The sequence below is a fragment of the Nostoc sp. genome (assembly GCF_036917315.1).
Classification (GTDB): Bacteria; Cyanobacteriota; Cyanobacteriia; order Cyanobacteriales; family Nostocaceae; genus Nostoc.
In genome coordinates this window covers 18,761-33,044 of record NZ_JBALDR010000047.1, presented here as the reverse complement: position 1 = coordinate 33,044, position 14,284 = coordinate 18,761, and the positions used below count along the sequence as shown (strand labels likewise).

The window sequence follows — 14,284 nt, the reverse complement described above, 5'->3', positions numbered from 1 at the left end:
TAATCAGTTGTATTCACTAGTCTTTAGTCTTCACGGACAATTAACTCTCGTCATGATAATTTTGATTTACTTATAATCATTGATTAACTAAAGATGACTATTAAAACTCAGCAAAATATACAACCAATAGTTAAAAATCTGGTGTTAATTGGTGGCGGTCACAGTCATGCTATTGTTATAAAAATGTTCGGTATCAAACCGTTAACAGGAGTACGTTTGATACTGATTACCACAGCATCAGAGACAGCCTACTCTGGGATGTTACCAGGACATATTGCCGGATTTTACAGCCACAATGAATGCCATATTGACTTGCAACCCTTAGCGAACTTTGCTCAAGTACAATTGTATATTGACACGGTAGTTGCCCTTGACTTAAAAAACAACAAAGTTCTTTGTGATAACGGACTTGTGGTAGATTTTGATGTGCTGTCTATTGATATTGGCAGCACTCCAGCCATACTGTCTGTATCAGGTGCGGCAGAATATGCGATCGCAGCTAAACCAGTATTGCAGTTATTAGAGCATTGGTATGAACTAATTGCAGCTGTAAGTAAAAATCCTCAAGAACCAATTAGGATTGCGATCGTAGGTGGAGGCGCTGGCGGTGTAGAATTAGCGCTATCGATGCAATCTCGTTTACATCGGATTTTGGATGAAACTCAACAACCTATTCAAAACCTAGAAATTCATTTATTCCAACGCGGACAAGAACTGATGCCCAATTATCATCAATCAGTGCGGCATCAACTTCAGCACATTTTAACTGACCGAGGTATTAAGTTACATCTGGGAGAATCTGTGTGTAAAATTGCACCTAAAACCCAGAGTGAGGCTAAAGAAGTATTTGAAATTAAATGTGAATCTGGTTTGACAGTAGAGTGCAATAAAATTTTTTGGGTGACACAAGCATCAGCACCCGAATGGTTAAAAAACGCTGGACTAGCAACTGATGAGCAAGGTTTTATTTTGGTAGAAGACACGTTGCAATCTCAAACGCACCCGCAGGTATTTGCATCTGGTGACATTGCCGCAATGGTAAATTATCCGCGTCCGAAAGCTGGGGTATTTGCTGTTAGACAAGGTAAACCCTTGTTTGAGAATTTACAGCGAATTTTATTAGGTAAGCCGCTCAAACCTTATAAACCACAAAAAGAATATTTGAGTTTAATTGGTACGGGAGATGGACGAGCGATCGCAACAAAAGGCATCTTCACTTTACCACCTCACAAACTCTTGTGGTGTTACAAAGATTGGATTGACCGCCGCTTTATGGAACGCTTTCACTTTGAATAATAAATATCATGTCTGGATAATTTAGTTGCGATTCCCAGAGTCATTGCACCCCACACGCCAGTCGCTCATGGGGGAAACCCACAAGACCGCGCTGGCTCCCCTTAATCCCCTCCCCGCAAGCCTACGGTGTACACACAAGTCTGAAATAGTTTACTCACCTGCTTTTTCGCGTCAGTTTTACCCCCTTGGAAAGGGGAGGGAACTAGATTTCTTGTTTCCCCCCTTTATAAGGCAGGGCTGTTTCATTCGATCTCTTAAAGATTTTGTCAAGAGTATGAGTCAGAAATTTGCTTGATTGGGGAAAAGAAAAGCTACCACCTCAACGAGTAAATTTAAGTGCGATCGCGATTTTATTGCCCAATCAGATTTTTTAGTCACCTGACTTTTTTGCTTGAAACGCTTGTAAATCAGAGTCTTTTAGGGAATGAAACAGCCCTGCTTTATAAGGGGGGATTAAGGGGGGTAATTTAACTTGTGTACCGTACCCGCTCTTCGGGAGGGGAGACAAAGCACAGCTTTGGCGGGGTGGGGTTCTTCAAAGCTGTTCAATTAGCTCAATAATTTGTTGATAATACTGGATATTCCCTTCTTGGTAATACAAGTCTGCGGATTTCTGGAAATCGGCAATTGCTCCTTGAGAGTCTCCCAAATTTCGGTAGACATCTGCCCGAAGGATGTAAGCTGAAGCCCAATTAGGCTGACGCTGTAAGGCTTGGTTTAAGTCTGCAAGCGCTCCTTGTAAGTCTCCCAATAGAGAACGACTACGACCCCGATTGTACCAGTCTTCGGCAAAGCTGGGGTCGATCGCGATCGCTCGACTGTAATCTTCTATAGCCCCTTGATAATCTTCTAGGGCATAGCGAGCATTAGCGCGATCGCTGTAAAATGCAGCAGATTGGGGATTTATTTGCAAAGCTTGGGTGTAGTCTGCGATCGCACTTTCATATTCTTCTAAAGCATAGTGGGTGGAACCTCGGTTGTAATATGCTTCAATTAAATCAGGATTAATTTTTAATGCTTGATTATAATCTGTAAGCGCTCCTTGTTCATCCCCTAAAAGACGACGAGCATTTCCGCGATTGCAATACGCTTGAGAAAAGTCAGGAACAAGCTCTATGGCTTGAGTGTTATCATCAATTGCACCCTGTAAATCTTGCAGGGCTTCACGAGCAATACTCCGACCATAATAAGCTGCGGCTAAGTTATCATTAATTTGCAATGCTCGATCGTAATCTTTAATTGCTCCTTTATGATCTCCTGTAGAACGACGAGCCGCCGCGCGATCGCAATATCCTTCAGCTAAATTAGGATTGAGTTGTAATAGACGATTGCTATCTTCAATTGCACCTTGATAATCTCCCAATCGCCGACGAGCATTTGCCCGAAAGCCATATACTAAAGCTAGAGTCGGATTTTCTTGTAACGCTTGGTCATAATCTGCGATCGCACCTTGATAGTCTTCAAGAGTACTACGAACCAGACCTCGCTCACAATAAGCTTGTACATCATCTGGATTCAGCTTTAATGCTTGGTTAAAGTCTTCAATTGCTTCATGATAATTTTTGAGGTGAGCAAGCACCAAACCCCGATTATAGTACGCTCCGGCAAAGCTGGGGTTGATTTTTAAGGCGCGGTTGTAATCTGCGATCGCACTTTGATAATCTGCTAAAGCGTAGTGAGCATTACCCCGGTTATGATAAGCTTCTGCCAAGTTAGGGTCTAATCGTAATGCTTGGTTATGGTCAGCGATCGCTTCTTGATAATTGCCTAAAATATGGTGAATATTACCGCGATTGCTATAAGCTGCGGCAAAATGGGGATGCCATTGTAAAGCTTGCTGAAAATCTGCGATTGCTCCTTGACGATCGCCGCGTTCAAAACGAGTTACGCCGCGATTATGATAAGCATTAGCAATATCAATATTGATATTATCAGCTAATTGGGTACTCATTTCGATAGTTTGGATATAATCTGCGATTGCTTTGTCGTAGTTTTCCAAAGCAAAGTAGGCATTGCCCCGACTGTGGTAAGATTGCGCCAGATTAGGATCGATTCGTAATGCTACGTTATGATCTGCGATCGCACCTTCATAATCGGCTAAAAAGTAACGAGCATTAGCGCGGTTGTAATAGGCTGTAGCAAAATTAGGATTAATTTCGATGGCGCGATTGAAGTTAGCGATCGCACTGCGATAATCTTTGAGTTGACCACTTAAAATCAGCCCCCGATTATGGTAAGCTTCGGCATAATCAGGATTTAGCTTGATTGCTTGGGTATAAGCTGCGATCGCTGCTGGATAGTCCCCTTGCAAATTTTGGTTTAATCCTTGGTTAAAAAAATCTTCCGCATTCATATAATTTTTTGGCTTTTGACATTCTCAAGCCTAAAGCATCAGGATTCTTAACGATATGTTTTGAAAATCATTCCAACTACTGTTGTGTCTGTTGCTAGGATTTTTTATTTCAATTTTGCGAATGGATTTCATTTCTTTGAAAGTTTGCTGTTGTTATAGGAAAGTGCATATTGATTTTTGTTTCAATCCTGCTAAACATTACTTAAGTTTAGGATGCGCCTTCTGACGTAAGCGTTGCGATCGTTTCTTTTAACTTTAACATTTTCCCGATTCTTGCGACATAACTAAACAAATGCTTTTAATTGGAGCTTCTAGACTGCATTGGCGCAATAGCTTACTCCCTTTAAGACTCGCTTGATGATTTTTGGATTATGAGATTGCTCAAATCCCTTTGCATACATCGTTGTAGTTCCTCGAAATTTACGTGCAGACCAGATTGTGAACATAATTGGTGGAGCGATGAGCAAAAGCGCAAACAGCATGTATTGATTTGGTCAGTTTTAAAACAACATAGCCACAAAAGTTCTCTCATAACATTCAACATTCATTCTTCTGTGATTTGCATGACAAAAGGCTCTCTCTAGCGAAGGCGATAATGCCTAATAGTAAGACAACATCAACATTAAAGCGTGAATACAAAACTTCTCATTTCTCCTCAATCACTCACGTTTTTGTTAGCCCAAAAGTCATCAAAGACTGTCATAATTGATACGCGAACTCCTGAAGAATATGCTATTTCTCATATTCCTCAATCCATAAATATTAGAGCTTTTTTCACCTATCTTTTAGACAGTTCCTACCCAGCAGGATTAAAGAAATTACAAGAGTATTTTGCACAAATTTTGAGTGGGGTAGGAATATCGGGTGCAGAATGGTTAATTGTTTATGAAGATACTTTAAATAAAGGTTATGGTCAATCTTGTCGAGCAGCTTTCTTACTGAAATATTTGGGTTGCGCTCAGGTATCTATCTTACACGGAGGATATAGAGCATGGCTCAAGGCAGGATTACCTACTACTGATGAAGTACCATTACGTGAAAGCAGCATCTTTAGATTGCATCCCAGCGCTGACATGATGGTGACTACCGCCGAGATGTTGCAAGCAATTGACAATCGAGCAATTATTAAATTAGATGTGCGCGACAGCGAGGAATGGCTTGGGTTGAGTTCTTCTCCCTATGGTGTTGATTTTTGTCCTCGCAAAGGTAGAATCCCTAACAGTATATGGTTAGAATGGCATCGTTTGATGAATTCCGAATCGCAAATCCCCATGTTCAGATCGCCAGATGAAATCCGAGAAATTTGTCAATCTGTAGGTATTACTTTAGAGTCCATTGTGTACATTTACTGCTTTAAAGGTTCAAGGGCTGCCAATACATTAATAGCTCTGGAAGAGGCAGGGATTTATGCCAGAAATTATTTTGGCTCTTGGAATGAATGGTCTCGTGACTTATCGCTACCCATTGATAGCAGAGTAATGTGAAGAAGGTAATTTAGGATTGCTATATCTTGGATAATGGGACAGTAGACATAGATAATCTCTGGTCTACCTTTTCAGACTTCGTTTGCATAATTTCAAACTTCCAGTCTGAAGAATAATCAGGCAATTCATAACTAACACTCTTAACATGAGCCAACATCAATTCATCTCGTTGATGCCAAACAGCAAATATTTTCTCCCTGCCATCATATAGCGTTTCTAAATCAATTTGATAAACTTCATTTACTCGCTTCAGCTTCAAACCAAACAAATTTAACAGTCGGCTGAGTATTTTTATTGCCGAAACTTGCTCTTTCTCGCCGACTAAATTAATACCAAGCGCTCTTTTAATATGTTGACTATGCTGAAAAGCAATATTTTTCAGCAATATCAAATCTGAATCGTTTTCATGAAATTCGCGTTTTTCTTCGAGAAACTGAAGCATTCCTAAAGCTCTCATAGCTTCAATTTTGAGCGTATAAGTTTTTAAATCTGGGAGAAAAACTTTTCCTTCACCCCAAGATAATTGCTGATGCCATTCTTGCTCATCTCTAATGTGAAAATACTCGCTTTCGTGAGTTAAATAATAGTGGATTAACAACTGACGATAATATCCTTGTTCATCCTGCAATTTCAGCCAAGGAGTAATTTCTACACCATATCTTTGTCTAAGAACATATTTATTAATTTGGTTGCGTTCTCCATCCGTTAGGGAATGCTTAACTAACATCTGCTCATATTCCACATAATCGATATCTTTAGCATTGGCAACAGCAGATGCTAAAGATAGTTGATTTTGCTGCTTAATATCTTTAATTTTACGTTTAATTTCTTTAGCTTTTTGACGACTTTGTGCCCAATCTTTTTGAACCTTAACAATTTCTAAAATTAACCTTTTACGGGTAGCTAAATCATCGGCATCGGTTGCCAAAAAGGCCAGACGTAAATCTCGAATAATATTATTGTGAACCGCATTACTCCGCACCTGAATTTGATGTCCATCAGCAACTAAACCATCTTGCATCGATTGCCGATAGAGGCGAATAGAAGCATTTACCCTTGCAGATAACTTCGCCCAAGTTCGCAAATGAATCGGGTCATAAACTAAGGGTAAATCTACATCTATTTTATGTAGGGGACTCAGCAAAGCTAAGTTTTCTTTTTGATTTTCTTGATACCAATCAGATAACAAGCGATAATTTGTACTACCACTACCAATTAAACCAATACCTCGTTTAGCACACCAGACAACACGCGGTACATCATCCCTGACTCTTGCTAACGCTTGTCTTGCTTCCGAGTCAGGAATTACCCCTTGAAAAATGCCATAAACTCGATCGAAATGTTGGACATCAATACTAATTCCCGTACCAAGGCTAGGGGTAACAAAAACGCCGTCATATTCCGATATTTTTTGATTAATCGCTGCAATAAAATCAACTGCTGCGTGACCAGGTGTATTTGTTGTGTGACTACTAACCACCAGCGTTTTAGGAAATTGTCGCCGTAATTTTTGTAGCCGTTCTTTCAAATAACGTTCAATTGTTTCACAACTATAACGCCCAGCCCGACTATCGGTAGTAACATAACATTTACGTCCAGCAAGTAAATCCAATTCCAGTTGGTGAATTAGCGGTGTTGGATTCGGTGAATCATAAAAAGTCACATCCCAACCTTGTTGAGGCTTCCACTGATTGAGAACTACCCAAGGTGTTAATTTAATTCCTGCCAGTCCTTGTAAATATTCAAGTGAAACATCTGATAAATCAGCATCTTGGGCAATTATTAACCCACCACTTGTTAAAACTGTTGCAATTAGTTGCTGGAATAGTTTTAATATTTTTACCCGCTTGTGCTTACAAGTATTACTATTTAACAGATGCCATAAAGATTGCTCTACTTCATCTAAAATTACTATTGCTCCCCGCCAATTTTCTGGGTTAAGTTTCCAAATTGAATCAACACACAAGCCGAGGGATTGCTGAGGAAAGAGAGAGCGCAGTATGGGAGGAGCGGGGGTAAGTGTTTTATTAATCCTTTTTTCCCCATCGTCTTTATGTGTTCCCCATTGAATACCAATTTTTTCACACAAGAATCGTCCAAGTAGGATTCTGTGAGTAATTAACAAAACGGGTTGGTTTCGACTTTTTGCTTGTTGAACAACGCCTTGCAATGCTGTAGTTTTCCCCGTTCCTTTCGCTGATTTGACTCCTACTAATCCAGAGGTGGGAAAAGGTATTTCACCTATATAAGGACGGTTGAAGGTAAGTGCCGCAGGAATACTTAACTCGGTGTGGGGTTTGGTTTGAGCAAGATAAATTTCTAAATCAACACTTTGGCGATAAACTTTTTCAAAACTACTTGCACCCTTAGCAACAATAAATTCATCAACCCCTTTTTCTATTCCTGGAAGTTCAATGACTTTCACAGGACAATTTTTTTGCTGAAATAAACAGCCAAGTTGAGAAATAGCATTATTTACAGCAGCAATTGTCTTGAGTTGAGTTTCAAAATCAAAGCAAATGTAAAAGCTGCGCTTTGTAATCGCAAACGCGGCTAAATCAGGAATTAGCTGACGACGGGTAACTTTACCAAATTCATCTTTCACAACCCGATAACCACTGGTAATTCCGGGAATGGCAATAGCTACATATCCTTGCGTCAACAACGTGGCTGCTTTCTTTACACCCTCGCAGATGATAAGGGGAATGTTCTGTTGCATCACCCATTGCCAAAAGCCTCCAGCTTCGCCATCAGGAGTAATGGTGATATTTTCAGGCATGACCAGATTGTAACGCCCAGCGACTTGCTGCCACACTTGCAACGTTACCCGCAAACAAAACACCCGCGTTGGTGTGCTGGGGGGATGCTCGTACTTGATGGACTTGCCATTGTGATTTTGTCGGGGTTGGTTTGGCTTAAAGCATCCCCATTCCATCATTTGCCAATTATTTAGAGGGTCTAGTCCCGAACACCACCAACCGCCTTCTGTAATATGAGCGTAACGCTGCAACCATCCGGCTTTCACCATTCCGGTATTGGTGCGGGGGAGTAGCTCAGAAATCAATAGGTACTCATAAGCTGTTACACCTTGGAGCGACCTAAAATTGAGATGCACTAAGTGTAAGTCTATACCACTACTCTTGACTAATTCTTCAAGGTGTTGGGGGTGTAAATAGTGCAGATGCATAGGGAAAGGCGCGAAGGGAAGACAATGAGATTAAAACAGTAACATGCATCTGCTTTTTTTTAATACGCGAGATTGCGAGGCTTTTATGATGCTTTTTTTACTTCGTTGCCGGAGACACATCGGTTAGAACTGTAGTGGGTTATTCTGCCTATTAGATCCCCGAAGTAATAATTTTGTATTGTGATATTTGTTAGCTTTTAATTTTTATTTATCAGTAAATTTCTGCGTTAAGGAATGCGATCGCTACATGACATCGCTATCAGGTAATATCTTCATATACTTCAGCAAAGGCTTTACACTGAGCATCCACTCCATACCACGCTTGTAACCTCTCTGAATGAATAAACACAAAAACGCTCACTCTACAGAACCCTTGAACTCTGCTCCAAAAGTTCGAGATAGCCTTGAGTGTTAATTTTTCTTTGCGATCGCAGCTAATACAGATACCTGAACGTAAAACTTTTACTCCAGTAGTACGGTAACTTCTCAAGCTGATTGGAGGTAAAATAAACAACAACTTTTAAAATAAGTTCAATCTGCTTTATAAACCCTTTGCTTTTAGTTGCGAATGTAGGAAATATGGCTTTGTATTTTTTCATTTTTCCGTGTGTTTGTTTCATCACTGGCTATTTTTTATTCAAAAATAGAAATAATGAAATCTCACATTTAGTGACTGTATTTGCAGCTATCAGCCTGATTTTGGGTTTAATGTTAGCTCCTTGGCAGATATTACTTCTACTATTAACTCTTATTCTTATCAGTACAAGCTCCGAGTATTATACAAGCAAAGTTGTCAACAGAGAAACACAATATACACAACAGCCAGTTTCCAAATCGGAACCAGATTATCACTTAATCTACCGTGGGGCTTGCTATCGTCATGACCTCAACCCCAAATTAGATGGCGAAACCACAGCATCAGTAACCCATAAGTTGAGCTTTCGGGGATGTACTTATGTTGTTGGCGCCGATCCTAATACCCAATCGACTGAAATCATTACACCACAAGCAACTCATAAGTTGAGCTTTCGGGGAAGCGCCTATTCTATAAATAGAACTACACACAGAGAAATTAAAGAGCAAGGTAGTTAGAAACTTGGTACAAGTCTCTGAAAGTTTACATTTTATTGGCTCATACCTTCCAAATCCAAGAGGCGATGTCTACAATGGGCTATGACGATCGCTAACACTACACTATTGATGAGGTACTGGTGCTATTTATACCAAATTCTGCTGTACACCTGCAATTTAATGTCATTTATAGACTTTATGCCCAGCAATATGCCATATCAAGGGAGAGCCTAGCAGCGATCGCACATCCTAGACTATTGCCTACCGAACTTAATGCTGCTTAATTATGCGATCGCTATAAATCATCACCATTTTAAGAAGTACCTCATACATATACTTTGAGAAATGGTATTAATATATGGCTTTGTCAAAATTCCTAGACGGACAAATAATGTTAAAAAATAAGAAAATATTGTGGAAACCACTATTGAGAAAGTTTATTTTTTATATGAGTGGAGTGGAACTTCCTTGGTAAAAGAGATATCTAGTTAGTTTGATTCTTAACTATTCACTCCTTAGGGAGGCGGTTAGTCTCCAGAAATAGACAACATATTTTTAACCTGTAAAATTATGTGGAAATCAAAGTTAATATTTAGACTTATATTGTCGGCTGCGGCGATCGCCACTAGCGTGCAGCTAAATTCAGCGAGTGACTATGCTATTGCTCAAAGTGCATCTTCCAATCCGACTGTTGAATCTGGGCAACAAAATCAAGCTTTAGAAGATGGCAAGGTTGCGATGGTAGGAGTTGGCATCGGAGCCATTGCAGGCTTACTAGTTTCTGGTTTATGGTATCAGAAACGTCGTTACCACAAAACCCAGTCACGTGCCAAAATAAACCGCTTTCGTGAAGAGTTTCTCTGCGGCTCTTTAGCAGATTATTATTTATCTAATTCTAAAGCAAATTCTTCACCTACAAATTCTCGGAAAACTTTACCAACACCCACTAAAGAAGAATCCCCTACTTCTGAGGAAACTTTAGTAACGCCAACTAAAGAAGAAATATCCGATCCCTCTACTTCTGAAACAAATAATCTAGAAGCAGAACCTACGCCAGCCACAGTATCTAATTTATTATCAGACTCCTACCACAAGTTGATCGAGGAAATTGTTAATACCGCCCTCAATGGTCAAATCAGTTTTAAAGAGTATATATATCGCCAATTAGTAGAAAATGTGAGCAGTGGTAATAGTGAAATCTTTGAACGCTGTTTGAGCGATCGTTTGCATTCTACCCAATCTGAACTACATAAAGTAATAAATTCTCCGAGTTTATTCCAAAAAGAGACTCCTGAGTTAAAGAAAGCTCGTTTAAATCGCACCTTGAAGGCATTACAAAGTATTCAATGGGAATGGGAACAAATCCAAAAAGAAACACTAAATTAAGCTTCAGTTAACCCAACTGTGCAACAAATTATTACGGACTGAAAAGCAAGAAGCTTTTCAGTCTTGTTACAAAACCGAACTAATATTATTAAAATTATTGATGTGGACGGTTATGATTAATTGTTGCAATTGTTAGAAAAATACAAGCGATCGCACTAAAGTTTTTGCAATAGATAAAGGTGCATAAGCACAGCCCGCCGCAGGTATCACTCTTTCAGCAATGTCATAAAAATAACCGTAATGCCATACCTAATTTAAAGCTGACAAAAAAGCCTATTCTGAAAGATAGGGGCTATGAGTTAGACTGTTTAATAAAGATCGTGGCTGCAAGTATGGATTCTCTCAAAGAAAAGATTTTAGAGAAACTAGAACATCTCCCAAAAAATGCACAGCAGGAAGTTCTAAATTTTGTTGAGTTTTTAGAGTGGCGAAAAGATAATAGTCAGGAATCTCTGTTATCTTTAGTCAGTGAAGAATCTGATGCAGGATGGCTAGAGACTGACTTATCAAATTTGGGTGGGAATGAACCTTATGATTGGCAACCCGGCGAACTAGATAAAGGTTTGCCTGTTAAGTATATTGAGGGAAACTTAATTGTACAAGCTGAAGGCTCAAAAAAGTGGGAAACAGTTGTGCATGATTTAGGAGAAGAACGAATTAATAAATGAGTATACTCTGGTTGCAGCGTGTCCTAACAGAATAAAAGGATTTGTTTCAACTTACACTCTAGCTGAACTTTATACTGTGTATCACTCGCTTTCTAAAAACTAAATCCATACTCGAAAAATTAAAATATACAAGTCTGAGTTGAAGGAAGACTCAATAATATGGCAAAACTACCAGATAATATTCCTGCTTCCTCTGTGCAAAGAGAACTTTCTATTAGAAGTGAAAGTATTCAAAGAATTTACAATTTTTATATAAATCATCTTTTTTATGTAAACAGAAGATATCAGAGAAAGCTAGTTTGGACTATTGAAGAAAAAAGAGCATTTATAGATTCAATACTTCAGGGATTTCCTGTACCTATAATCTTACTTGCTGAATCTGAAAGAGAAAAATTCTCTGTATTTGAAATTATAGATGGAATGCAAAGGTTAAATGCAATCACATCTTTCATTGAAGGTGAGTTTGAAATAAATGAAAAATATTTTGATTTAGAAACAATGGTAGAATCAAAATCTCTACTAGATCAAGATATTCTAAAACAAAAGAAACCTATTCTCGAACGAAATCTATGTGAGATAATAGCAAGTTACGTATTACCTATCTCTATTTACTCATTTGATAATGACGAGAAAGTTGATGAAGTCTTTAGGCGAATTAACTCAAATGGTAAGCATTTGTCTAGACAAGAGTTGAGAGCAGCTGGAGCGACCGAATGATTTTCCTGATTTAGTAAGGAAAATATCAAATGAAATTAGAACTGATACTTCTGCATCGGATGTTCTTCTTCTTAATAATATGAAATATATTAGTATCACTAATGCTAATTTAGAATACGGAATAAAAGTAAATAATATTTTCTGGGTGAAAAACAATGTTTTAACAAAAGAGATGGTTAGAGAATCGAAAGATGAAGAAGTTGTAGCTGAAATTGTTGCATACATGGCATTACAGCCAGAAGTACCAAGAAGCAGCTCTGAAGTTCTGGATGAATACTATGGATTAATTCCAGGCCCTAGAGGCATTGATATAGAGACTGCCCTACGAAGAAAAAATCCTGATGTCATTAAGGGACAGTTTGTAAAAGTATATGATGAAATGCGTAGGATTCTAGACGAATCAGGACGAAAGTTTAATGAATTATTATCAAATCAAAATGCAGTACCTCGCTACTTTCAAGTGATTTTTCTAAGTTTTTATGAATTGATGTTTATTGACAGAATGCAGATTGCTAACCGTAGAGGATTAGTAGACAGTTTAATGAATATTAGTCAGAATATTGATATCACTAGAGGTGGCAATTGGAGTTCATCGAACAAGACTAAAAATATAAAGGCAGTTAAAGGTATTGTTAGAGATTGCTTCAAGCCAAGTGAGCGGGAAGATCCCGCTCTTGATAGCTGGCTTACAGAGTTTGAAACATTACTGACTCAATCTAAAACTGAGCAAGCTTTGTATGATTTTAAGCAGGGCTTTACAAAGCTGGACGGACGAACTGAGTTTGATCAGGATAATTTCGACAAAATTATAAAAACTCTTACTGCTATGGCAAACCATTCACCAAATTCTACTGGTTATGTTTGCGTTGGCGTAGCAGATAACGATAATGATGCCAAGAGAGTAGAGTCTATATACGGTAGTCAATGTGTAGAGTACAAGGGTTTCAAAATAACAGGAATAGACCATGAAGCTACTAGATTAAAAGGTAGTGTTGATAAATTCTTTGGGTGGTTGAAACAAAAGATTGAATCTCAACCTATTCAACAGTCTGTGAAAAGTAGTATCGGTAGAAATATTAAACTGATTGATTATCACGGCAGAGAGGTAGTCTTATTTAAACTCAGTGCGGGTAGAGATCCTACTGCATACGATTCTAAATACTACGAGCGTATTGGTGCAAATGTTGAAGAAATTAAGTTTTCAGAATACAACGAACTTTTTAGGCGATTTTCTTAGATTTAATAATGATATGGCTTATACGGATTATTTTATTAGCAATGTGAAGTAAGGTTCTTAGGTAAGCGTAAAAAACATGAAGGTGAGTAATGAAGAGTAGAATTTCATTTAGTGTTCATTACTCATATATTAGCGTTTTTTTGAATTCGTAATTGGTGAATCAAATGGCTAAAACATTAACAATACAGTTGTCAGATGAATTAGAAAGTAAATTAAATGCTCAGGCGCAAAAGCTGAATCTATCTTTAGAAGATTTAATTCTGCAATCGTTATCTCAATCAGCTAAACAGGAAAATATCTCCGAATTAGATCCAATTTTACCTTTACTCGGTACATTGGAATTTGATAGTTCTGATGTAGGAGAAAACCACGATCAATATCTCCAGCAAACTTTGCAACAGGAGTTAAAAATTGACGAATAAAGTCTTTATCGATACATCGGGGTGGGCTAATTTATTTATTGCAACTGAATCCTACCATGAACAAGCAAAGCATTGGTTTCAACATAAACGTCAGCAAAATCAAGCAATGGTAACAACTAATTATGTTGTTATTGAACTAGTGGCTTTGCTGAATAGCCCTTTACGCGTACCTCGTCCGCAGTTATTTAAATATGTAGAAGCTGTCAGAACTGCTTCTTATATCAACTTGATTTATATTGAACCAACAATAGATTCAGCAGCTTGGGAGCTACTCAAAACTAGAGAAGATAAAGCTTGGTCTTTGGTGGATAGCACTTCTTTTATAGTCATGCAACAGCTTGGCATTAAAGAGGCATTAACCACAGATCATCACTTTGAACAAGCTGGCTTTATTCGTCTGCTGAAGTCAGAATAAGTAATAATAAAAGGCATTCATTAAGATATGCCCTTTATTATTAATAAT

Annotated in this window: 13 protein-coding genes; 10 read left to right on the top strand and 3 right to left on the bottom strand. The window is 38.4% G+C overall.

The window, feature by feature from the left end:
• Positions 1–93 precede the first annotated feature (93 nt).
• A complete protein-coding gene (locus tag V7K84_RS20510) occupies positions 94–1,296 on the top strand; it encodes an FAD-dependent oxidoreductase (protein ID WP_334840728.1) in 1,203 nt (400 codons plus the stop codon).
• 535 nt (positions 1,297–1,831) lie between these two features.
• Here the strand turns inward: V7K84_RS20510 and V7K84_RS20505 are convergent.
• Positions 1,832–3,649, bottom strand: coding sequence for a tetratricopeptide repeat protein (locus tag V7K84_RS20505; protein WP_334840726.1), 1,818 nt, complete (start codon positions 3,647–3,649; stop codon positions 1,832–1,834).
• Positions 3,650–4,278: 629 nt separating this feature from the next.
• Between V7K84_RS20505 and V7K84_RS20500 the strand changes: the two genes are divergently transcribed.
• Complete coding sequence (locus V7K84_RS20500; protein WP_334840724.1) at positions 4,279–5,133, top strand: sulfurtransferase; 855 nt, start codon at positions 4,279–4,281, stop codon at positions 5,131–5,133.
• 19 nt (positions 5,134–5,152) lie between these two features.
• On the opposite strand, the gene V7K84_RS20495 is transcribed toward V7K84_RS20500, so the two are convergent.
• Positions 5,153–8,320 (bottom strand): plasmid replication protein, CyRepA1 family, encoded by a 3,168-nt coding sequence (locus V7K84_RS20495; protein ID WP_334840722.1) that lies wholly within the window; start codon positions 8,318–8,320, stop codon positions 5,153–5,155.
• Between the two features lie 259 nt (positions 8,321–8,579).
• On the bottom strand, positions 8,580–8,834 hold the full coding sequence (locus V7K84_RS20490) for a hypothetical protein (protein WP_334840720.1): 255 nt from the start codon (positions 8,832–8,834) through the stop codon (positions 8,580–8,582).
• 155 nt (positions 8,835–8,989) lie between these two features.
• Between V7K84_RS20490 and V7K84_RS20485 the strand changes: the two genes are divergently transcribed.
• The 8 genes from V7K84_RS20485 (at position 8,990) to V7K84_RS20450 (ending at position 14,236) form a co-directional block, all read left to right on the top strand.
• Positions 8,990–9,412 carry a hypothetical protein gene (locus tag V7K84_RS20485; protein ID WP_334840718.1) on the top strand — a complete coding sequence of 141 codons (423 nt, stop codon included), beginning with the start codon at positions 8,990–8,992 and terminating at the stop codon, positions 9,410–9,412.
• Positions 9,413–9,531: 119 nt separating this feature from the next.
• Positions 9,532–9,675 carry a hypothetical protein gene (locus V7K84_RS20480; protein WP_334840716.1) on the top strand — a complete coding sequence of 48 codons (144 nt, stop codon included), beginning with the start codon at positions 9,532–9,534 and terminating at the stop codon, positions 9,673–9,675.
• Positions 9,676–9,961: 286 nt separating this feature from the next.
• On the top strand, positions 9,962–10,777 hold the full coding sequence (locus V7K84_RS20475) for a hypothetical protein (protein WP_334840714.1): 816 nt from the start codon (positions 9,962–9,964) through the stop codon (positions 10,775–10,777).
• 320 nt (positions 10,778–11,097) lie between these two features.
• Entirely contained in the window at positions 11,098–11,445 is a 348-nt protein-coding gene (locus tag V7K84_RS20470; RefSeq protein ID WP_334840712.1) for a DUF2281 domain-containing protein, read from the top strand.
• 159 nt (positions 11,446–11,604) lie between these two features.
• Positions 11,605–12,162 carry a DUF262 domain-containing protein gene (locus V7K84_RS20465; RefSeq protein ID WP_334840710.1) on the top strand — a complete coding sequence of 186 codons (558 nt, stop codon included), beginning with the start codon at positions 11,605–11,607 and terminating at the stop codon, positions 12,160–12,162.
• A 79-nt stretch (positions 12,163–12,241) separates the two neighbouring features.
• Complete coding sequence (locus V7K84_RS20460; RefSeq protein WP_334840708.1) at positions 12,242–13,399, top strand: AlbA family DNA-binding domain-containing protein; 1,158 nt, start codon at positions 12,242–12,244, stop codon at positions 13,397–13,399.
• Positions 13,400–13,563: 164 nt separating this feature from the next.
• On the top strand, positions 13,564–13,821 hold the full coding sequence (locus V7K84_RS20455; protein ID WP_334840706.1) for a hypothetical protein: 258 nt from the start codon (positions 13,564–13,566) through the stop codon (positions 13,819–13,821).
• Positions 13,811–14,236: a type II toxin-antitoxin system VapC family toxin gene (locus tag V7K84_RS20450; RefSeq protein WP_334840704.1), complete on the top strand. Its 426-nt coding sequence runs from the start codon at positions 13,811–13,813 to the stop codon at positions 14,234–14,236. The genes V7K84_RS20455 and V7K84_RS20450 overlap by 11 nt, the downstream gene beginning before the upstream one ends.
• Positions 14,237–14,284: the final 48 nt, after the last annotated feature.

Excerpts from the sequence above, each read along its gene's own strand:
- V7K84_RS20475 (WP_334840714.1), top strand. The coding sequence starts at position 9,962 with ATGTGGAAATCAAAGTTAATATTTAGACTTATATTGTCGGCTGCGGCG.
- V7K84_RS20505 (WP_334840726.1), bottom strand. The coding sequence starts at position 3,649 with ATGAATGCGGAAGATTTTTTTAACCAAGGATTAAACCAAAATTTGCAA.
- V7K84_RS20510 (WP_334840728.1), top strand. The coding sequence starts at position 94 with ATGACTATTAAAACTCAGCAAAATATACAACCAATAGTTAAAAATCTG.
- V7K84_RS20465 (WP_334840710.1), top strand. The coding sequence starts at position 11,605 with ATGGCAAAACTACCAGATAATATTCCTGCTTCCTCTGTGCAAAGAGAA.
- V7K84_RS20460 (WP_334840708.1), top strand. The coding sequence starts at position 12,242 with ATGAAATATATTAGTATCACTAATGCTAATTTAGAATACGGAATAAAA.
- V7K84_RS20455 (WP_334840706.1), top strand. The coding sequence starts at position 13,564 with ATGGCTAAAACATTAACAATACAGTTGTCAGATGAATTAGAAAGTAAA.
- V7K84_RS20495 (WP_334840722.1), bottom strand. The coding sequence starts at position 8,320 with ATGCATCTGCACTATTTACACCCCCAACACCTTGAAGAATTAGTCAAG.